Source organism: Methylocystis sp. MJC1 (assembly GCF_026427715.1).
GTDB lineage: Bacteria > Pseudomonadota > Alphaproteobacteria > Rhizobiales > Beijerinckiaceae > Methylocystis.
On record NZ_CP107558.1, the window covers coordinates 2,803,038 to 2,819,223 of the forward strand.

The 16,186-nt window shown below is 65.9% G+C and carries 9 protein-coding genes; 4 read left to right on the top strand and 5 right to left on the bottom strand.

What is annotated here, in order from left to right:
- Nucleotides 1-25: 25 nt before the first annotated feature.
- Nucleotides 26-643: a hypothetical protein gene (locus tag OGR47_RS13590; protein ID WP_246729734.1), complete on the top strand. Its 618-nt coding sequence runs from the start codon at nt 26-28 to the stop codon at nt 641-643.
- Between the two features lie 45 nt (nt 644-688).
- Here the strand turns inward: OGR47_RS13590 and OGR47_RS13595 are convergent, their stop codons facing one another.
- The gene (locus tag OGR47_RS13595; RefSeq protein ID WP_165053605.1) at nt 689-1,075 is read right to left on the bottom strand and encodes an Hpt domain-containing protein; all 387 of its coding nucleotides are present in this window, start codon (nt 1,073-1,075) and stop codon (nt 689-691) included.
- Nucleotides 1,076-1,358: 283 nt separating this feature from the next.
- On the opposite strand from OGR47_RS13595, the gene OGR47_RS13600 reads away from it, so the two are divergent.
- Nucleotides 1,359-8,342 (top strand): apolipoprotein acyltransferase, encoded by a 6,984-nt coding sequence (locus OGR47_RS13600; RefSeq protein WP_165053603.1) that lies wholly within the window; start codon nt 1,359-1,361, stop codon nt 8,340-8,342.
- Nucleotides 8,343-8,586: 244 nt separating this feature from the next.
- Here OGR47_RS13600 and OGR47_RS13605 read toward each other — a convergent pair whose 3' ends face one another.
- Nucleotides 8,587-10,113, bottom strand: a complete 1,527-nt coding sequence (locus OGR47_RS13605) for an FAD-dependent oxidoreductase (RefSeq protein WP_165053600.1) — start codon at nt 10,111-10,113, stop codon at nt 8,587-8,589.
- A 346-nt stretch (nt 10,114-10,459) separates the two neighbouring features.
- Here OGR47_RS13605 and OGR47_RS13610 point away from each other — a divergent pair, with 346 nt between their 5' ends.
- Complete coding sequence (locus OGR47_RS13610; protein ID WP_165053597.1) at nt 10,460-11,962, top strand: outer membrane beta-barrel protein; 1,503 nt, start codon at nt 10,460-10,462, stop codon at nt 11,960-11,962.
- Between the two features lie 112 nt (nt 11,963-12,074).
- Here the strand turns inward: OGR47_RS13610 and OGR47_RS13615 are convergent, their stop codons facing one another.
- Nucleotides 12,075-13,085, bottom strand: coding sequence for a hypothetical protein (locus OGR47_RS13615; protein ID WP_371824442.1), 1,011 nt, complete (start codon nt 13,083-13,085; stop codon nt 12,075-12,077).
- A 13-nt stretch (nt 13,086-13,098) separates the two neighbouring features.
- Nucleotides 13,099-13,746 (bottom strand): aldolase, encoded by a 648-nt coding sequence (locus tag OGR47_RS13620; RefSeq protein ID WP_165053594.1) that lies wholly within the window; start codon nt 13,744-13,746, stop codon nt 13,099-13,101.
- Between the two features lie 108 nt (nt 13,747-13,854).
- On the opposite strand from OGR47_RS13620, the gene OGR47_RS13625 reads away from it, so the two are divergent.
- The gene (locus OGR47_RS13625; protein WP_165053591.1) at nt 13,855-15,111 is read left to right on the top strand and encodes a DUF2336 domain-containing protein; all 1,257 of its coding nucleotides are present in this window, start codon (nt 13,855-13,857) and stop codon (nt 15,109-15,111) included.
- A gap of 205 nt (nt 15,112-15,316) precedes the next feature.
- On the opposite strand, the gene OGR47_RS13630 is transcribed toward OGR47_RS13625, so the two are convergent.
- A complete protein-coding gene (locus tag OGR47_RS13630) occupies nt 15,317-16,069 on the bottom strand; it encodes a pyridoxine 5'-phosphate synthase (protein ID WP_165053588.1) in 753 nt (250 codons plus the stop codon).
- Between the last annotated feature and the right edge of the window lie 117 nt (nt 16,070-16,186).

The following is a 16,186-nucleotide window of genomic DNA, read 5'->3' on the forward strand; positions in this document are numbered from 1 at the left end:
ACGAAAAGCCAACGCCGGAACAGCAATGAGCGCAGCCGAACCGATTTCGCCGATGGACACACGGGGTCCGATCCCGGCGGCCCTGAAGCGTTTTATTTGGGACATTCAGTCCATGGTCGAACTCGCGGAGAGCGAGCGCGAGATTCTCTTGATCGGCCGCGATTTGATGGCGCGTCTTATCTGCAGCGCCGACGTCTTGCCGGCGACCTTTTCCGTCGCGCCACCAGGCGCCGGGCGTCAGTTCCAGATCTACAGCGACGGCATGGAGCGCTTTTGCGTCGTGAGCACGATATTGGCGGGCGGCGCGGCGCTCTCGATCGCCCAACCCGCCGCCTGGGAGATCATGGGCGTGTTGGCCGGAGCGATCGATCGAGGCGCGCTCGACGGCGCCAGCGGCGGCCGGCTGCTGAGGCCGGGCTCGGTCGAGACTCTGGGATCGAAAAGCGGCGACGCGCTCCGCCTGTCCAACGCCCTCGATGATCGCCTCTCGGTCTCGATCCACGTCTATGGCGGCGAGATCGGCAGGCTCAGCCGCCGCCCGCTCGCGCCGGACGGAACGACCGCGCCGCCGCTCGGCTACGCCAATGGCGAGAACGCCCCGCCCTACGATATTTTTTCCATCCAAACGGACATTCGGGATTGAGCGGCCGGCCGACCGGGTTTTGATGAAGCCCGACGCCCATCGCCTTTAGAGCAATTCTCCAATCTCGCGATGCGCGCGTTCGATCTCGGCGACGAGCCTTTGGCATAGCGCCAGGCTTCCCGCTTCGCCGCGGCGCAGCGCGGATTCATAGGCCTCCGCCGCCTCCCCCAGCGCGAAAGCGCCGACGGCGCGCGCGGAGCCCTTCAGCGTATGGGCGAGATCGGCCCGCGCGCGGGCGTCGTCGGATTGGCGCGTTTCGCGCAGGCGGGCGGCGAATTGGGCGTTCTGGCGGTCGAACAGCCTCAGCAATTCGCTTTCGAGCGCCTGGTCGCCGAGCGTCTGCTGGGAAAGGTGGACGAGATCCAGCGCCGGAGCCGCCTCATCGCTTTCCAATCGATTGCCCACATGGTTAACGGCCGCAGACTTGGGCATTCGACAATGCTCCGCTTTTCCCCGCCTATGCTTTGCATCCACTGAAAAGCCGCACTTATAGGGCAAATTCACGCAGACGGCGGGTGGCTTCCGGGGGGTCCTGCAAAGAAGATTGACCGGCAGTTCTGAAACCGGCGTTAACGAAGTTTCGGATTACGCCCTCAGCCTGTGTTTCAATTGCAGGTGAGGGGCTGTAATGTTTGGTTAATTCTTTTTTTGGCGCCCGGGGGGACCGGGTGTGGCAGGGGGCGGCCGCCTCGACGGCTGCTCGGAGAGACTGACGATGTCGAAATCGGGCAAGATTCAGGACGCGGCCGCCGCCGCTCTTTCCGCGATCGAGGAGGCGCTCGACCTTGGCGCACCCCCGGCGACGGAAAGCGCTGCGCCCAAGGCTCCAGCGCCCAAGATTGAAGCGCCCAGGACCGAAACGGCCAAGTTCGAAGCGACCAAGTCCGAAGCGGCCGCAGCCGATTCCCGCTCCATGACCGCCAGCGCCGCCGACATCGCCCAAGCTATGTCGCGCAAGATTGAGCGCAGCGAGACGCCCAAGCCCTCGCCCGTGGCGCCGTCCATCGCGCCCGCCAACGACGACCGCCGCTCCGTGGGCGAGTTGCGCGCTGCGCTGCAAATCCAGCCGAACCGCGGCATTTTGGCGATGACCTTCGCCTCGATTGCGCTCTGGGCGGTTTGCTGGACGCTTTATGTCTATTTCCATCGCGGCGAGATTCTCGACGCCGACGGCTCTTTCTTTGCGCCCAAGCCGCTTTTGACCATCGCGGCGCTATTGGGTCCGACGATCTTTCTTTTCATCACCGGCGTCATGGCGCGCCGCGCCCATGAGATGCGGCTCATCGCCAATTCGATGACGGAAGTCGCGATTCGCCTCATCGAACCCGAAACCATCGCCACGGAGCAAGTGGTCTCGCTTTCGCAGGCGATCCGTCGCGAGGCGGCCTCCATGGGCGACGGCATCGAGCGCGCCCTGGCGCGCGCCGGCGAGCTCGAAGTGATCGTGCGCACCGAAGTCAGCAATCTCGAACGCTCCTATACAGAAAACGAGCGCCGCCTCCGCCAGCTCATCGATGAATTGACGCGCGAGCGCGAGGCGATCGTCGTCAACGCCGACAACGCCCGCACCGCCCTTTTCGGCGCGCGCGACATGCTTTCGCAGGAGCTCGCTGCGACGTCGGCGCATCTCGCCGAGGCCGTGAGCGACGCCGGCGCGCGCGTCACGTCCTCGCTCGGCTCGAAGGGCGAGGAAATCAAGCTCGCGCTCGACAGGGCGGGCGACAATTTCGAAATGACGCTGGCCTCGCATGGCGACAGGGTCGTCGGCGTTTTGACCCAGACGGGCGACGTGCTCACTGAAAAGATCGCGGGCGCGAGCGACGATGTGACCCGACGCTTCGTCGAAGGCGTGGACGATGTCGGCGCCAGGCTGCAATCGACGGGCGACGCCCTGGCCATCGATTTCGGCGCGCGCAGCGCGGCGCTTCTCGAGCGTTTCGAGGAGCTGGGCGTGCATTTTGCCGACTCGATCGGCGAACAGGGCGAGCGGCTCACGGTTCGTCTTGCCGAGAGCGGCTCGGCCATAGAGGAAACGATCCGCGTGCAGGGCGGCGCGCTCGACAAATCGCTGGCGGAGACCACCGAGCGTCTCACCTCCAACGTCTCGCAACAGGTGGCGCAAGCCAAATCCACCTTCGAGAGCGCGGAAACGCAGCTGGTCGCCCTGCTGGAGGAAACGAACGCCAAGGCCCATGAGACCTTCGAGGAGCGCGGCAAGGCGCTGCAGGACTCGCTCACTTTCAGCCTCAGCGAGACGGCCTCCATGCTCACGGAGCAGGCCGAAACGCTGCAGCAACGCTTTGTCAGCGTCGCGAGCGACGCGGTTTCCGCGCTCGGCTCGCACAGCGACCGCGTAAATGAGACGCTCGCCGAAAACCTCGAGAATTTCGAGCGCATGGTGCTCGAGCGCGGCGAAAAGATGATCGACCGCGTCTCCGAACGCGGCGGCCAGCTCGAGACCACTCTCGCCGAGCGGCTCGCCGCTTTCGAAGACGCGGTGGTGAGAAACAGCGCCGACGCCGCGATGCGGGTCGCGGAGCATGGCGACCGCGTCAGCGCGGCGTTGAGCGAAGGACTCACGGCTTTCGAGGAGACCTTCAGCCGCCAGGGCCAGGAAATGACCGCCCGCATCGCCGAGCACACCGAGCAAAACGCCGCGGCGCTCTCCGAACGGCTCGCGGCTTTCGAAGAGGGTTTCGCCACGCGCGGCGAGGAGCTTGCGGCCCGCGTCACGGAACATGGCGACCGCGCCGCAAGCGCGGTGACGGCGCAGCTCGAGGAATTCCAGGGCGCTATTTCGCGCGGAGCGGAAGACTTGGCGACCCGCGTCGCCGACCGCGCTGAATATGCAACCACGACTTTGTCCGGCCGCCTCGCGGATTTCGAGGCCGCCGTCGCCCAACGCAGCGACGAAGCCGCCACGCGCCTCTCGGAGAATGGCGCGCGCGCCGCGGCGACAATCGCCGAGCAGCTCGGGAACTTCGAGACGGCGGTCGCGCTTTACGGCGAGGAACTGACGACGCGCGTGTCCGAACAGGGCGAGCGCTCGACGGCGGCGCTGGCCGAAAAACTTGCCGCCTTCCAGGAAGCGGTGACGACTCAGACCGAGACGCTCGCGACCCGCGTCACGGAACAGGGCGATCGGGCGCTCGGCAATCTGTCGGTCGGCCTCGCCGCCTTCGAAGACGCCGTTCTCCAGCGCAGCGAGGCGATCGCTGCGCGCCTGGCGGAACAGGGCGGCCGCGCCTCCTCGGAAGTCGCCGAGCAGATCGCCGCCTTCGAGTCCGCCGTCGCCCGCCATGGCTCGGACGTCGCCGCCCGCGTCGCCGAACATGGCGAACGCGCCACGACTATTCTCGTGGATCGCCTCGCCGCTTTCGAGGAAAGCGTCTCCCGCCGCACGGCGGATATCTCAGCGCTCGTCGCGCTGCATGGGGAAAGCGCGAACGAGGAGCTCACCCGCCAGATCGCCTCCTTCCAGGAGACCGTCGCGCGGAGCCGCGAAGAAGTCGCGGCGCTCGCCGCCGCGCATGGCGAGCGGGCGACGGAGGAGCTCAGCCGTCAGATCGCCGCGCTCGAGGACACCGTCTCGCGCAGCAGCGAGCAAGTCGCGGCGCTGGTGGCCTCGCATGGCGATCGCGCCACGAGCGAAATCGGAAAGCAGATCGCGGCCTTCGAAGAGACCGTCAACCGCAAGAGCGAAGAGGCGGCGACGCGCGTCACGGAACAGGGCGACCGCGCGCTGAACAACCTGTCGCTCGGCCTGGCGTCTCTGGAGGACGCGATCCTGCGCCAGAGCGAAAACGTCACCGCCAGCGTCGCACAGCGCGGCGAACAGGCCGCCGCCGCCATCACCGACGGCCTCGCCGCATTCACGGAAGCCGTGACGCGCCTGAGCGGCGAAGCCGCCGCACGCGTCACATCCAAAAGCGAAGAAGTCAGCGCAGCCTTCTCCCGGGGCCTGTCCTCCTTCGACGACACTTTCTCGCGCCAGGAAGAGATCGCCCGGCGCGTCCTCGATCAAACGACGGCCACGGGCGACAATCTCGCTGCTCGACTGCAGGCTTTCGAGGCCGCCGTGCAACAGGCGAACGCCGAGACAACGAAGCGGCTCGAAGAGGAAAGCGCCCGTATTTCCGGCACGCTCACGAGCGGCGTCGGCGCCTTCGAAGACTCTGTGAAACGCCACAGCGAGAGCGTCTCCGCGCTGGTCGCCGAACATGCGAAGCGCGTCGACGAATTGCTCATCGAGCGCATGGCCACTCTGGAAAGCGCTGGCGCCCTTCTCGCGGAAACGCTGGAGGAAACGCGGGAGCACGCCGCCGGGGCGTTCGAGTCCCATGGCGCGGCCTTGCGCGAGAGTTTGCAACGCAGCGTCCAGGAGGCCGCAGCGGCCCTCGCCGAGAATTCCGAAGCGCTGCAGGATCGCTTTACGATAACGGCGAGCGACGCGGTTCTCGCGATCGCCACGCAAGGCGAGCGCCTCAACGAAACGCTTGCCGAGCGTCTCGTCGCCTTCGAGAGCTCTGTGCTCGACCAAGGCCGGGAAGTTGTCGGCGCGCTTGCCTCGCACAGCGAACAAATCGCCGCCACTCTCGGCGATCAACTCGTCCAGTTCGAGAACACACTATTGCGCGACGGCGGCCTCCTTGCGGATCGCGTGGCGGAACACGCCGCACGCTTGAGCCAGGATGTCGCTGCGCGGCTGACGACCATTGAGGAAGTCATCGGCGCGCGTGGCGGTGAGCTCGTCGAGAATCTCGCGGCGCGCGCCGAAGACGCCGACGCCCGCATCGGGGCGCAGGCCGAACGCTTCGTCGCGAGCGTCGATGATCGTCTCAACGCCATCGACCAGACCATCGCCACTCAGGGCGGCGCCCTTGTCGAGCGCCTGGCGGCGCAGACCGACGAATTTGCCTCCCGGATCGGCGACAACTCGCGCCACTTCGCCCAGGAAATCGATGCGCGCCTGAGCGCCCTCGACGACGCCGTTTCCTTGCGCGGCGCCGCGCTCGTCGAGCAGATCGCCGCACGGACCAACGAGATGACGGTCCGAATCGGCGAAACGTCGCAGCAGCTGTCGCAGCAGATCGACGCCAAGATCGGCGAGCTCGACCACACGATGAACGCCCAAGGCGGCGCCTTCGCCGACCGGCTCGCCGAGCAAATCGATCAGTTCTCGGCGCGCATCGGCGACAACTCGCGCCACTTCGCGACGGAGATCGACACGCGCCTGGAGACCATCGACGACGCGATTTCCGTGCGCGGCGGCAAGCTGGTCAGCGAACTCGACTCGACGACGGTCACGGCCTTCTCGCGACTCAGCGAGCAGGTCGGCAAGCTGGCCGACGAGGTCAACTCGAAGCTCGACGCCATCGACAACGCCCTTGGCGAGAAAGGCGAGCAGCTCGTCGAAAAGCTCGGCGAGCGCGCCGAGAGCCTCGCCACGACGATGTCGAGCAAGATCGAAGCCTTTGAGACCGTCAGCGACGCGCGCACCCGCGAGGCCGCCCAGCGCATCGAAGCTCTCGTCAAGCATATGGACGCGGGCTTCGGCGTCGGCGGCCAGAAACTCCAGGAATCGCTCGCCAAGCATGCGGTCGAGATCGCCCGCGTGATGGGCGAAGGCGGCCGCGAGGTCGTCAGGACGCTCGACGAGAAAATCAAGGACGTCGATTCGACGCTTGTCGCGCGCTCGAGCGAGATGGCGCAGACGCTGTCCGCCAAGGCGTCGGAGATCAACGAGACGCTCGACGGCCGCGCGAAAGATCTCGCCAACACGCTCGATGGCCGTATCGAGCGCTTCGAAAGAAACGTGGTCGAACGTCTCGGCGCCGTGTCGTCCGAGATCGACGATCGCGGCCGCGAGGTTGTCGAATCGATCACCTCACGCCTGCAGGACATCAACCACACCCTCGCCGAAGCGCGCCGCGAGCTCGACACCACGATGCACGCGCGCACCGGCGACCTCGGCCAGTCGCTCGTCGAGAAAGTCGGCGACATCAGCGGCGCCCTCGACCAGCGGCTGACGCAGATTCAGACGGCGCTCGATGAGCGCATGGCGCAAATCGAATCGACTTTCGGCGAACGCGGCGGCGCGGTGACGCAGGAGCTTGCGAGCGTTGGCGAGCTGGTCGCAAAGACAATCGAGACGCGCGGCGCCGCGATTGTCCGTCACCTCGGCGACAAGCGCGAGGAGCTGACCCAGGCGATCGACCAATCGACGTCCTCGCTGACGGCGGCGCTCGACGCCGGCGCGGAGAACTCGATCGGCGCCCTCGTCGCAATGAACGAGAAGATCCGCGCCGAGCTGCCGACATTGCTCGACAAGCTCGGCCAGACCAACACGTCTCTGCACACCATCATCGACAAGACGGGCGGCAATCTCGTCGCTCTCGAGCGCGAGCTGAGCGCGCGCGTCGGCGAGTTCCAGGAGGCGGTCGAAGCCGTGTCCGACCAGGTTCGGCGGATGAGCGACGTGGCGGGCGGCACCGTCAACAATGCGCATGAACTCGTCGACGCGCTCGGCGAACGTCAGGATGCGCTGGCGCAGAGCGCCGAGCGGCTCACGCACAGCCAGCAGGCGCTCGACGCCGCCTTCGACGCACGCCAACGTTCGCTGGAAAACGTCGTGTCCCTCGTCGATCAGAAGCGAAGCGAGGTCGAGAATGTGATGGTGACCTTCGCGCAGAAGATGCAGGAGACTTTCGACGCGGTCGAAAGCCGCTCGCAGGAAGTCGGCGGCGCATTGTCCGCCGCCACCAAAGAGACGGCCAATCTCGTCGAGACGCGCTTTGCCCATCTGCGTTCGACCGCGGAAAGCCAGCGCGCTGAAACCGAACAGACCTTGCGCGCGACCTTCGGCAACGCGAACGAGGAGATCAACCGCCTGTTCTCCGAAGCGAATGCGCGCTTCCAGGCGACGGCCAACGACATCCGCAACCTGTCGCGCGAGATTCACCGCGAGCTCGAGGAGACGCGCGAAGAAGTGCGGCGCGGCGCGACCGAGTTGCCGCGCGAGACCGCCGAGCAGGCCGCCGCGCTGCGCCGCGTCGTCGGCGATCAGGTGAAGGCGCTGAATGAATTGACGGACATCGTAGCGCGTTCGGGCCGCGTCTATGACGTCGCGGAGCAGGCTCCGCCCGTCGTCGGACGCCGGGCCTTCGAGCCCGCGCAACAGGCCGAGGCGCCGAAGCCGCGGGTTGCGCCGGCGGCCCCGGCCCCTGCCCCGGCTCCTCGCAACGCCCAACCGGCGCGCGACGCGCAAGGCGGCTGGCTGACGGATCTCCTCGCCCGCGCATCGCGCGAGGAAGCGCCGCAAAAGCCCGCCGCCCCAGCCCCGGCGCGATCGGCCCGCGCCGGCGCGCTCGATAGCCTGACTCTCGACATCGCCCGCATGGTCGACAGCGCGGCAGTGGCGGAGCTGTGGCGGCGCTACCAGCGCGGCGAGAAGGGCGGCTTGTTCGGACGGCGTCTCTACACCGCGCAGGGCCATCAGACCTTCGAGGAAATCCGTCGCCGCTACAATGTCGATCCGGAGTTCCGCGCGACGGTGGACCATTATGTCCGCCACTTCGAGGAGCTGCTGGTGGAGACGAGCCGCGCCGATCGCGAAGGCGCCAAGGCGCTCGATCTTCTGACGGGCGACGCGGGCAAGGTCTACACCATGCTCGGTCACGCCGCCGGGCGATTCGATTAAGGAGACGCGGGAAAAACAGCCCGCGCCTGCGATCCGGGCGGCTATTCCTGCTCGGTGTTGATCACTCCCAAGGCGGCCTCGTCCTTCGAGACGCGAGCTTCGCTCGCTCCTCAGGATGAGGCCTAAGTGTTTGGCCTAGAAGCAGAAGCCCCTCATGCTGAGGGGCCTGCGCAGCAGGCGTCTCGAAGCACGAGGGGCGCCAACACCGCTTTGTCAGCAGCCTCGGCACTCGAAGACAACGAGTCTATCCGAGTGCGCCCGCTTCTTCGAAAGCGAGTTCGGCGCGCAGGCTGTCGAGATCGCGACCGAGCGTCGCCACCGCGAGTTTGCGGCCGCCCTGCAAATAGTCGACGGCGCAATTGCCCGACGCCGGATCGCCAGACAATTCGCAGCGGTCCCACTGCGGCGCATGGCCGACATAAGAGATCGTCTGATCGTAATGCTGGCTCCAGAAGAAGGGCGCTGCGTCGAAGCGCTCGTTATGGCCCAGAATATTGCGGGCTGCTGTCTGCCCTTGGCGCTCGGCCACGGCCCAGTGCTCGACTCTGACGCGCTCGCCCGAGATCCGATCCGGCCAGCGCGCAATGTCGCCGGCCGCGTAGACGCCCAGCGCGCTCGTCGCGAGATAGGCGTCGACCAGCACGCCTTTATCGACAGCGAGACCCGCGCTCTCAGCGAGTGAGAGATTCGGCCGCACGCCGACGCCGATCACGACAAAGTCGGCCGCAACGGCGGCGCCGCTCTTCAAACTCAAAACGTCGTCGCCGATTTCCGTCACCGTGTCCTCCAGGTGGAAGACGACGCCATGCGCCTCGTGCAGGCGCTGGATATGCGCGCCGAGCTGGGGGCCGAGGATGCGCGCCATGGGAACCGCCTCCGGCGCGATCACGTCGACGGCAAGGCCGCGCGTGCGTAACGACGCGGCGACCTCGAGGCCGATGAAGCTCGCGCCTATGACCGCAGCGCGAGATGCGCCGCCGCAGGCGGCGATGATTCGGTCGGCGTCCGCGAGTTGCCGCAGATAAAAGACATTGGGCCGATCCGCGCCCGGAATGGAGAGGTGCACGGGGTCCGCGCCCGTCGCGAGGAGCAAAGCGTCGTATCCGACCTTGGAACCGTCGTCCAGCGTGAGCAGCTTTTCTGAAACATCGAGCGTCTCGGCCCGCCGCCCCAGACGCAACACGACGCCATTGTCGTGATACCAGGCGGGATCGCGCAGCGGCAGCCATTCCGGCGGCGCCGTCCCGGCGAGGTAATCCTTGGAGAGATTGGGCCGGTCGTAAGGCGCGGCGAAATCGGCGCCGATCATTTCCAGCGCGCCGCTATAGCCCTCCGCGCGCAGCCGATGGGCCGCCGCGAAGCCTGCCGCCCCTGCCCCGACGATGACGATTTTCTCGGGCGCGCTTCTTGGCGCCGGCCTCGCCGCGGGGCTGGGTAATTTTTCGCGGGCGAAAATTTTGCCGTCGATTTCCTCCACCCGCCAGCGCGGCAGCGAATCGAACGCCGGCGCACGAATCGCCTCGCCGCTGCGCAGGCTGAAACAGGCATGATGCCAGGGGCATCGAATCGTCTCGCCGACGACCAGCCCTTCGGCCAATGGCCCATGATAATGCGTGCATTCGGCCCCGACGACGAAGACTTCCGCCCCTTTGCGAATCATGATCGCGGCCTCGCCGTCGATAGAGCCGCGTAGCGGAACGCTTTCGTCGAGCGCGTTCAGCGCCACCCCCTTGCTGAAATTCGGCAGCTCGGACTGTCCGCTTTGAGACATTTTGTGTCCTTCCATTTTGTGCGGACCTGAACGTGGCCGCCCCTCAAGGGAAAGTGGGCCGGCGAAGCAGGCCGGCAAGCGAGTTTCCTTAATCGCCACGCCGAATCAACCATTAAGGACGCCGGACCCGCGCGTCGCGGAAGCCTTGATCGGGTTGAAGGCGCTTAACAGAAGATAAATTTCTCAAGATCGGAGGCCGGCCATAATGTGACATCGCAGCAACATATCCGGACAATCCGTCAGTCTTGCCTATTCGTTAGGCAAATGCAATTTCGATAAGCTTGAACGAAGTCTTCGCTGCAGCTGATATTCATGCAGGTTTCTTTTCCAGACCGGAGTTCCTGGCATGAAATGGTATAGTCTTCCCCTTGTGACTGCGGCGTCGCTCGCGGCCGGCGTGGCCCTCGCGGCCGATCTGCCGAAGAAGAAAGCGCCGGTCGCTCCGCCGCCGCCGCCGGCCTGGCTCGATACGCTCACCGTCGACGGTTATGTCGAGGGCGGCATCGCCATCAACTTCAACCAGCCCTACAACAAGCTGAACTGGGGCCATCTCTACACCGATCGCGCCAACTGGCCGACGTTCAACGGCGCCGTTCTGACTGTCCAGCGCCCGATCGACCCCAAGGCGACGACCTATGACTTCGGCTTCAAGCTGCAAGGCCAGATCGGCGAAGACGCCCGCTACAACCATCTCACTGGCTTCCTGGATTATCTGATCCACGACCGCACCCAGATCGCCATTCTCGAAGCCAATGTGCAGGCCCATCTGCCCTGGACGAGCATCATCTCCGAAGGCGGCGTCGACGTTAAGGCCGGCATCATGCCGACGTACAACGGCGCTGAGCTGATGTATGCGAAGGACAATCTGTTCTACTCGCACTCCTACATCTTCAACTTCGGGCCCTTCCTGCACACCGGCCTGATGACGACGACGCATGTGCGCGAGTGGCTCGATGTTTACGCCGGCGTCACGACGGGCGTGAACAACTGGATCGGCTATCCGGGCCAGCCGAACGCCTCGCCCTCCTTCCACGGCGGCTTCGGCCTCAACCTGCTCGAGGGCAATCTGACGGTCCTCGGCATTGTTCATCACGGTCCGCAGAATTCGTCGCAGGGCCGGTTCAATTACCTCTACACGCCGGCCGCCCTCACGGCCTCCGCGTGGCCGAATGGCGTGCTGGGCGGCATTCCGCAGGCCTGCATCTGCGAGCCGAACACCGCCAACCGCACCTTCGCCAACCTGACGACGACCTGGAAGGCGACCGAGAATCTGACGCTCATCACGGACATCGCCTATAACCGTGAAAGCGGCTGGAACCCGATTTCCACGGTCACGGGCATTCCGCAGAACCAATATGGCGCGTTCGACGGCATTGCGGCCGGGATCAATCCGGCTTGGCCCGGCCTAGCCGCGCTGCCGCAGAAGCCGCAGGGCGCCGAGTCCTATGCGATCGCGCAATATGCGTCCTATAAGATCAACGACATCTTCAAGATCAACGGCCGCATCGAATACTACCGCGACAACAAGAACTTCTTCGTGACGGGCTTCCCGGGCTACTTCGACTCGGTAAACTCCTTCCATGGCTTCCCCTGCCCGTCCTGCATCTTCCAACCGGCAAACGTCGGCACCAGCTATCTGGCGCTCACCATCGGCACGACGATCACCCCGGAGATTCCGAAGCTGCCGATCATCACCGGCCTGATCCTGCGTCCGGAATTCCGTTGGGACACCTCGGTCAACGGCACGCAGCCCTTCTTCCGGGGCCAGAACAGCGGCAACTGGGTCGCCCGCAGCTCCTCGCAGGGCATGTTCAATATGGACGTGATCATCCCCTTCTCGCTGCTCTGAGCGAGACGCCGTCATCCAGGGTCGCTCGCGAAACGTGCGACGGGGATCCAAAAAAATCAGCCGGCGACCTTCGGTCGCCGGCTTTTGATTTTGCGGATACTTTAGGAGCCCGCTATTGCGGCCGCTCATCCTGCGGAGGCGCCTCTTCCTTCATGACGACCTCGACATCGGCGTCCCTCGTCGACTGAACTCGGAACGTGTTCTGATAGGTCTTTCCTTCGTGCCGCGCGATGGCGACATATTCGCCTTCCGCCAGGACGAGCGACGGAAAAGCGCCGATCAATTCGCGAATGACGTCGCCACCCGGAGTCAGCACCGAAAAGCTGGTGTTCGCCAGCGCCTCGCCTCCAGGCGCCTTCACGAGCTTGAGCGTGATGGTGGCGGCGTGATGCTTCAGCGTCGCCTCGATCAGCTTGCCGGCGGGGACCTTTAGATCAGCGGTAACCACTGAGTTTGTCGTATTATTGCCGCCCTGCGCGCCCTGCGTCGTGTCGAGCAAGGTCGAGACAATATGGTAGGCGCCTTCCGGCAAGCAGATGACCTCGTCGCCTTTTGCATTGGCGGCGACGAGCTTGGCTTCCGAATTGCCGCGCTCGGGGACATAGATCGAGATAGCGAGACGATGTGGCGGGATCTTGGTCTCACCGAGCATATCGATGAGCTTCAAACCGCCGGCGTTGAGCGGCAGCCGCTCCGAGACATTATGCCCCTCCACGACGACGCGCCGTGTCGCGCCCGCCAGACCATAGGCCGCGTGCACGACATAGGCGCCATCCGGCAATGGTAGGGTCGGCGTCGCTTCGTTCGACTGCGCGACGAGTTTATGGGAGCCGTCCGGCTGGGCGGCCTCCTCGAAAACGCGCCACACCATGCCGGAGCGGACAGTCTGCGAATCGCTCGCGCCGAGAGTCGCGCTCAGGCGTAGCGTCGCGAGGCCCTCGGTATTGGCGGGCGCCGCGGGCGCCGGCGAGGATTGCGACGGGCCGGCGGACGCGGGCGCAGCCTGCCCCCGCCGGGCAAGCGCCTCATCGGTTGCGACGGGCAGCGCGAGCGCCACGGCGAGAATATAGCCGGCCCTGCGGAAGTCTCTCTTGATCATCGCCCGTTCTATGGCGCCGATCATGGCCTTTTGTCGATCACGGCGCATCGAAGACCGCCTCGATCGCCGCGATCTCCTCTTCCGAAAAGGCCATGAACCCCTCAAAACCCTCGCGCCGCGCGACCGCCAAAGCGGCGCCCGGCGCCTCTATGGCCGAAACGCCGGCCGCCGCAGCGCCTAAAGCGAGTAGCGCGCGCGTCGTCGCCCGAGCTTGCGCGCCGCCCGGCAGCCCGCTTTCGTCCAACGCCAGAGCGGCAAGACGCGGCGAAGCGCCTTTATATCGGCCCAGCTGAAAAACAGCGGCCGGCGTTTGGGCGGCGAGCGCGACGATCTTCAGCGCGCCAGCTGGCAGGCCGCTCTCCGCCTCCATGACCGCAAGCTTGACGGCGAGCCATTGCACGTCGGCGCGCCCCTCGCAGCCTTCGAGGAAAACGCCGTCGAGGCCCTCGCCCACGATCGCCTTTAGGTCATCGTCGACCTCCCCGCCATTCACAGGCGCAACCTGCACGAAGAGTCTCGGGCGCCGTTCGCGCTTTCGCGCGATTTCGACAAAGGCTCTCGCGCGCGAGCGCGCCTCGGCGCGGGAAGGCGCGCCGCCGAGGCGCATGAGCAGCGCGGCGGCGCCGCTCTCGAGCGCGCGCATCGAAAGCCGCTCATTGGCCGAAAGGACGAGCACAGAGCGCATTTTGTCGAGATTTTTCAGTCGGGCACACCATGATTTAAGCCAGAATTTACCATAAATCGCCATAATCCGTTTACGTAAGCCGCTGCGTTAACGGAGGTCTCAGCGTCCATGATCGTGCGTAATTTCCTGTCTTGGGCGCAGACGGCAAATGCGGCGCAGCGGGCCGAGGGCGCGGGGGCGCTCGCGCGGGCCTATCTCTACACGGATCTCGAGCCGCAGGAGCGGCGCGCGGCGGAAATCGCGCTGATGTCGCTTCTCGACGATCCCTCGCCGCTGGTGCGCCGCGCGCTTGCCGATAATTTCGCGAGCGCCGTCGACGCGCCCCATGCGATCGTCTCCGCGCTGGCAAGCGACCAGTCTGATATAGCCGCGCCGGTTTTGTCGCGCTCGCCGCTCCTCACCGAGGCCGAGCTCATCGATTGCGCCGCCATCGGCGACGCTTTCGCCCAGAGCGCCATCGCCTTGCGCGCCCGCGTGCCGGCGGGAGTCTGCGCTGCGCTGGCGGAAGTCGGCGCGCGCGAGGCCGCGATTTCGCTGGCGGTCAATCCTGGCGCAGACTTGCCGGAATTTTCCATGCGTCGCATGATCGAGCGCTTTGGCGACGACGGCGAAATGCGTGAAGCTTTGCTCGCCCGGCCCTGGCTGCCCGCGACCGTCAGGAATGACCTTGTCAAAGCCACAGCGGCGGCCCTTTCCGCTTTCGTCGTCGACTGCGGCTGGATGACCAATGAGCGTGCCGAGCGCCTCTCTCGGGAAGAGCGCGACAAGGCCAATGTCATCATCGTCACGGAGACCGCCGAGCGGGACGGCCGCCACGGCGTGCGGGAGCTTGTTTCGCATCTGCGCGCCTCTCAACAACTTACCGCGAGCCTGGTGCTGCGCGCGCTGCTCAGCGGCAATCGCGACCTCTTCGAGGCGGCGCTGGTCGAGCTTTCGGGCTTGCGCGCGGAAAAAGTCGCGGGGCTGCTGCGCGACTTCCGCGGCGCCGGCTTCGCCGCGCTCTACAGTCGCGCCGGACTGCCGGAGAAATTCCTGCCCGCCTTCCGCGCGGCGCTCGAAGCCCAGCACGAATATGGAGACAGTCACGCCGGCGAGACGCGTCTCTCGCTCATGATGATCGAACGCGTGCTCACCGCCTGCGACGAAATCAACGGCGGCGAACTCGACCGGCTGATGGCGTTGCTGCGCCGCTTCGAGATGGAGGCCGCGCTCGACGACGCGCGCTTAGAGGCCGCCCGCATCGCGGCCGAGGCGCAAGCGCCCGAGGTTGCGGCGCCCGCTGCTTTCTCCGGCGTGCCGGCCCGTTCGGCGCCGCTCATCGATCTGGCGGCGTTTGAAGCGGAGCTGATGCAGATCGCGGCGTGATCGGTGATCAATGCGCGCCTGAAGGCGCGCCAGTTTGTCGGCTAACTCCCAAGGCGGCCTCGTCCTTCGAGACGCGAGCTCCTCAGGATGAGGCCTAAGTGTTCAGGATGAGGCCTAAGTGTTTGGTGTAGACGCAGAAGCCCCTCTTGCCGAGGAGCCTGCGCAGCAGGCGTCTCGAAGCACGAGGGGCGTCAATACCACTCTGTCAGCAGCCCGCCCGCCCCTCGTCCATGGCTTTGCGCATCTGGCGGATCGACTCGGCCAGGCCGACAAAAACAGCCTCGCCAATCAGGAAATGGCCGATATTGAGCTCGACCACCTGCGGCAGCGCCGAGACCTGACGCGCGGTCTCGTAATCGAGGCCGTGGCCGGCGTGGACTTCGAGCCCGCGCTCGCCCGCATAGGCCGCGGCAGCCGTCACCCGCGCAAATTCGCGCTCGACCTGAGCCGCATCGCCGACCTCGACCGCATGGCACCAGGCGCCTGTATGCAGCTCCACGACCGGCGCCTTGATGGAGACGGCCGCGTCGATCGCCTCGGTGGACGGCTCAACGAAGAGCGACACGCGAATGCCGCCGCGCGCGAGCTGATCGACATAAGGAACGAGGTAATCATGCCCGCCGACGACGTCGAGCCCGCCCTCGGTCGTGCGCTCGGTACGCTTCTCGGGCACGAGGCAGACGGCGTGCGGGGCGGTGGCGAGGGCGATGTCGAGCATCTGTCCGGTCGCCGCCATTTCGAAATTGAGCGGCTTGGAGATGGCCGCCTTCAACCGTGCCATGTCGGCGTCGAGAATATGGCGGCGATCCTCGCGCAGATGGGCGGTAATCCCATCGGCGCCGGCCTCGATGGCGAGCAGCGACGCGCGCACGGGGTCGGGCCTGGGGCCGCCGCGGGCGTTGCGGATGGTGGCGACGTGATCGACGTTGACGCCGAGACGGAGAGGTTTGGCGCTCATGCGCTTTCATAACCCGCCGCCCCCCGCTTGTCATTGGGGCGTGGCGCCAGGCGTCGCGTTCAGACGAAGGCGCGCGCCCGCTATGGGACCTCATCCCAGCTTAACCGAATCTGCATC

What these genes read in the sequence shown, in the direction of transcription:
- OGR47_RS13590 (WP_246729734.1), top strand. Translation starts at nt 26, where the DNA reads ATGAGCGCAGCCGAACCGATTTCGCCGATGGACACACGGGGTCCGATC.
- OGR47_RS13595 (WP_165053605.1), bottom strand. Translation starts at nt 1,075, where the DNA reads ATGCCCAAGTCTGCGGCCGTTAACCATGTGGGCAATCGATTGGAAAGC.
- OGR47_RS13600 (WP_165053603.1), top strand. Translation starts at nt 1,359, where the DNA reads ATGTCGAAATCGGGCAAGATTCAGGACGCGGCCGCCGCCGCTCTTTCC.
- OGR47_RS13605 (WP_165053600.1), bottom strand. Translation starts at nt 10,113, where the DNA reads ATGTCTCAAAGCGGACAGTCCGAGCTGCCGAATTTCAGCAAGGGGGTG.
- OGR47_RS13610 (WP_165053597.1), top strand. Translation starts at nt 10,460, where the DNA reads ATGAAATGGTATAGTCTTCCCCTTGTGACTGCGGCGTCGCTCGCGGCC.
- OGR47_RS13615 (WP_371824442.1), bottom strand. Translation starts at nt 13,085, where the DNA reads ATGATCGGCGCCATAGAACGGGCGATGATCAAGAGAGACTTCCGCAGG.
- OGR47_RS13620 (WP_165053594.1), bottom strand. Translation starts at nt 13,746, where the DNA reads ATGCGCTCTGTGCTCGTCCTTTCGGCCAATGAGCGGCTTTCGATGCGC.
- OGR47_RS13625 (WP_165053591.1), top strand. Translation starts at nt 13,855, where the DNA reads ATGATCGTGCGTAATTTCCTGTCTTGGGCGCAGACGGCAAATGCGGCG.
- OGR47_RS13630 (WP_165053588.1), bottom strand. Translation starts at nt 16,069, where the DNA reads ATGAGCGCCAAACCTCTCCGTCTCGGCGTCAACGTCGATCACGTCGCC.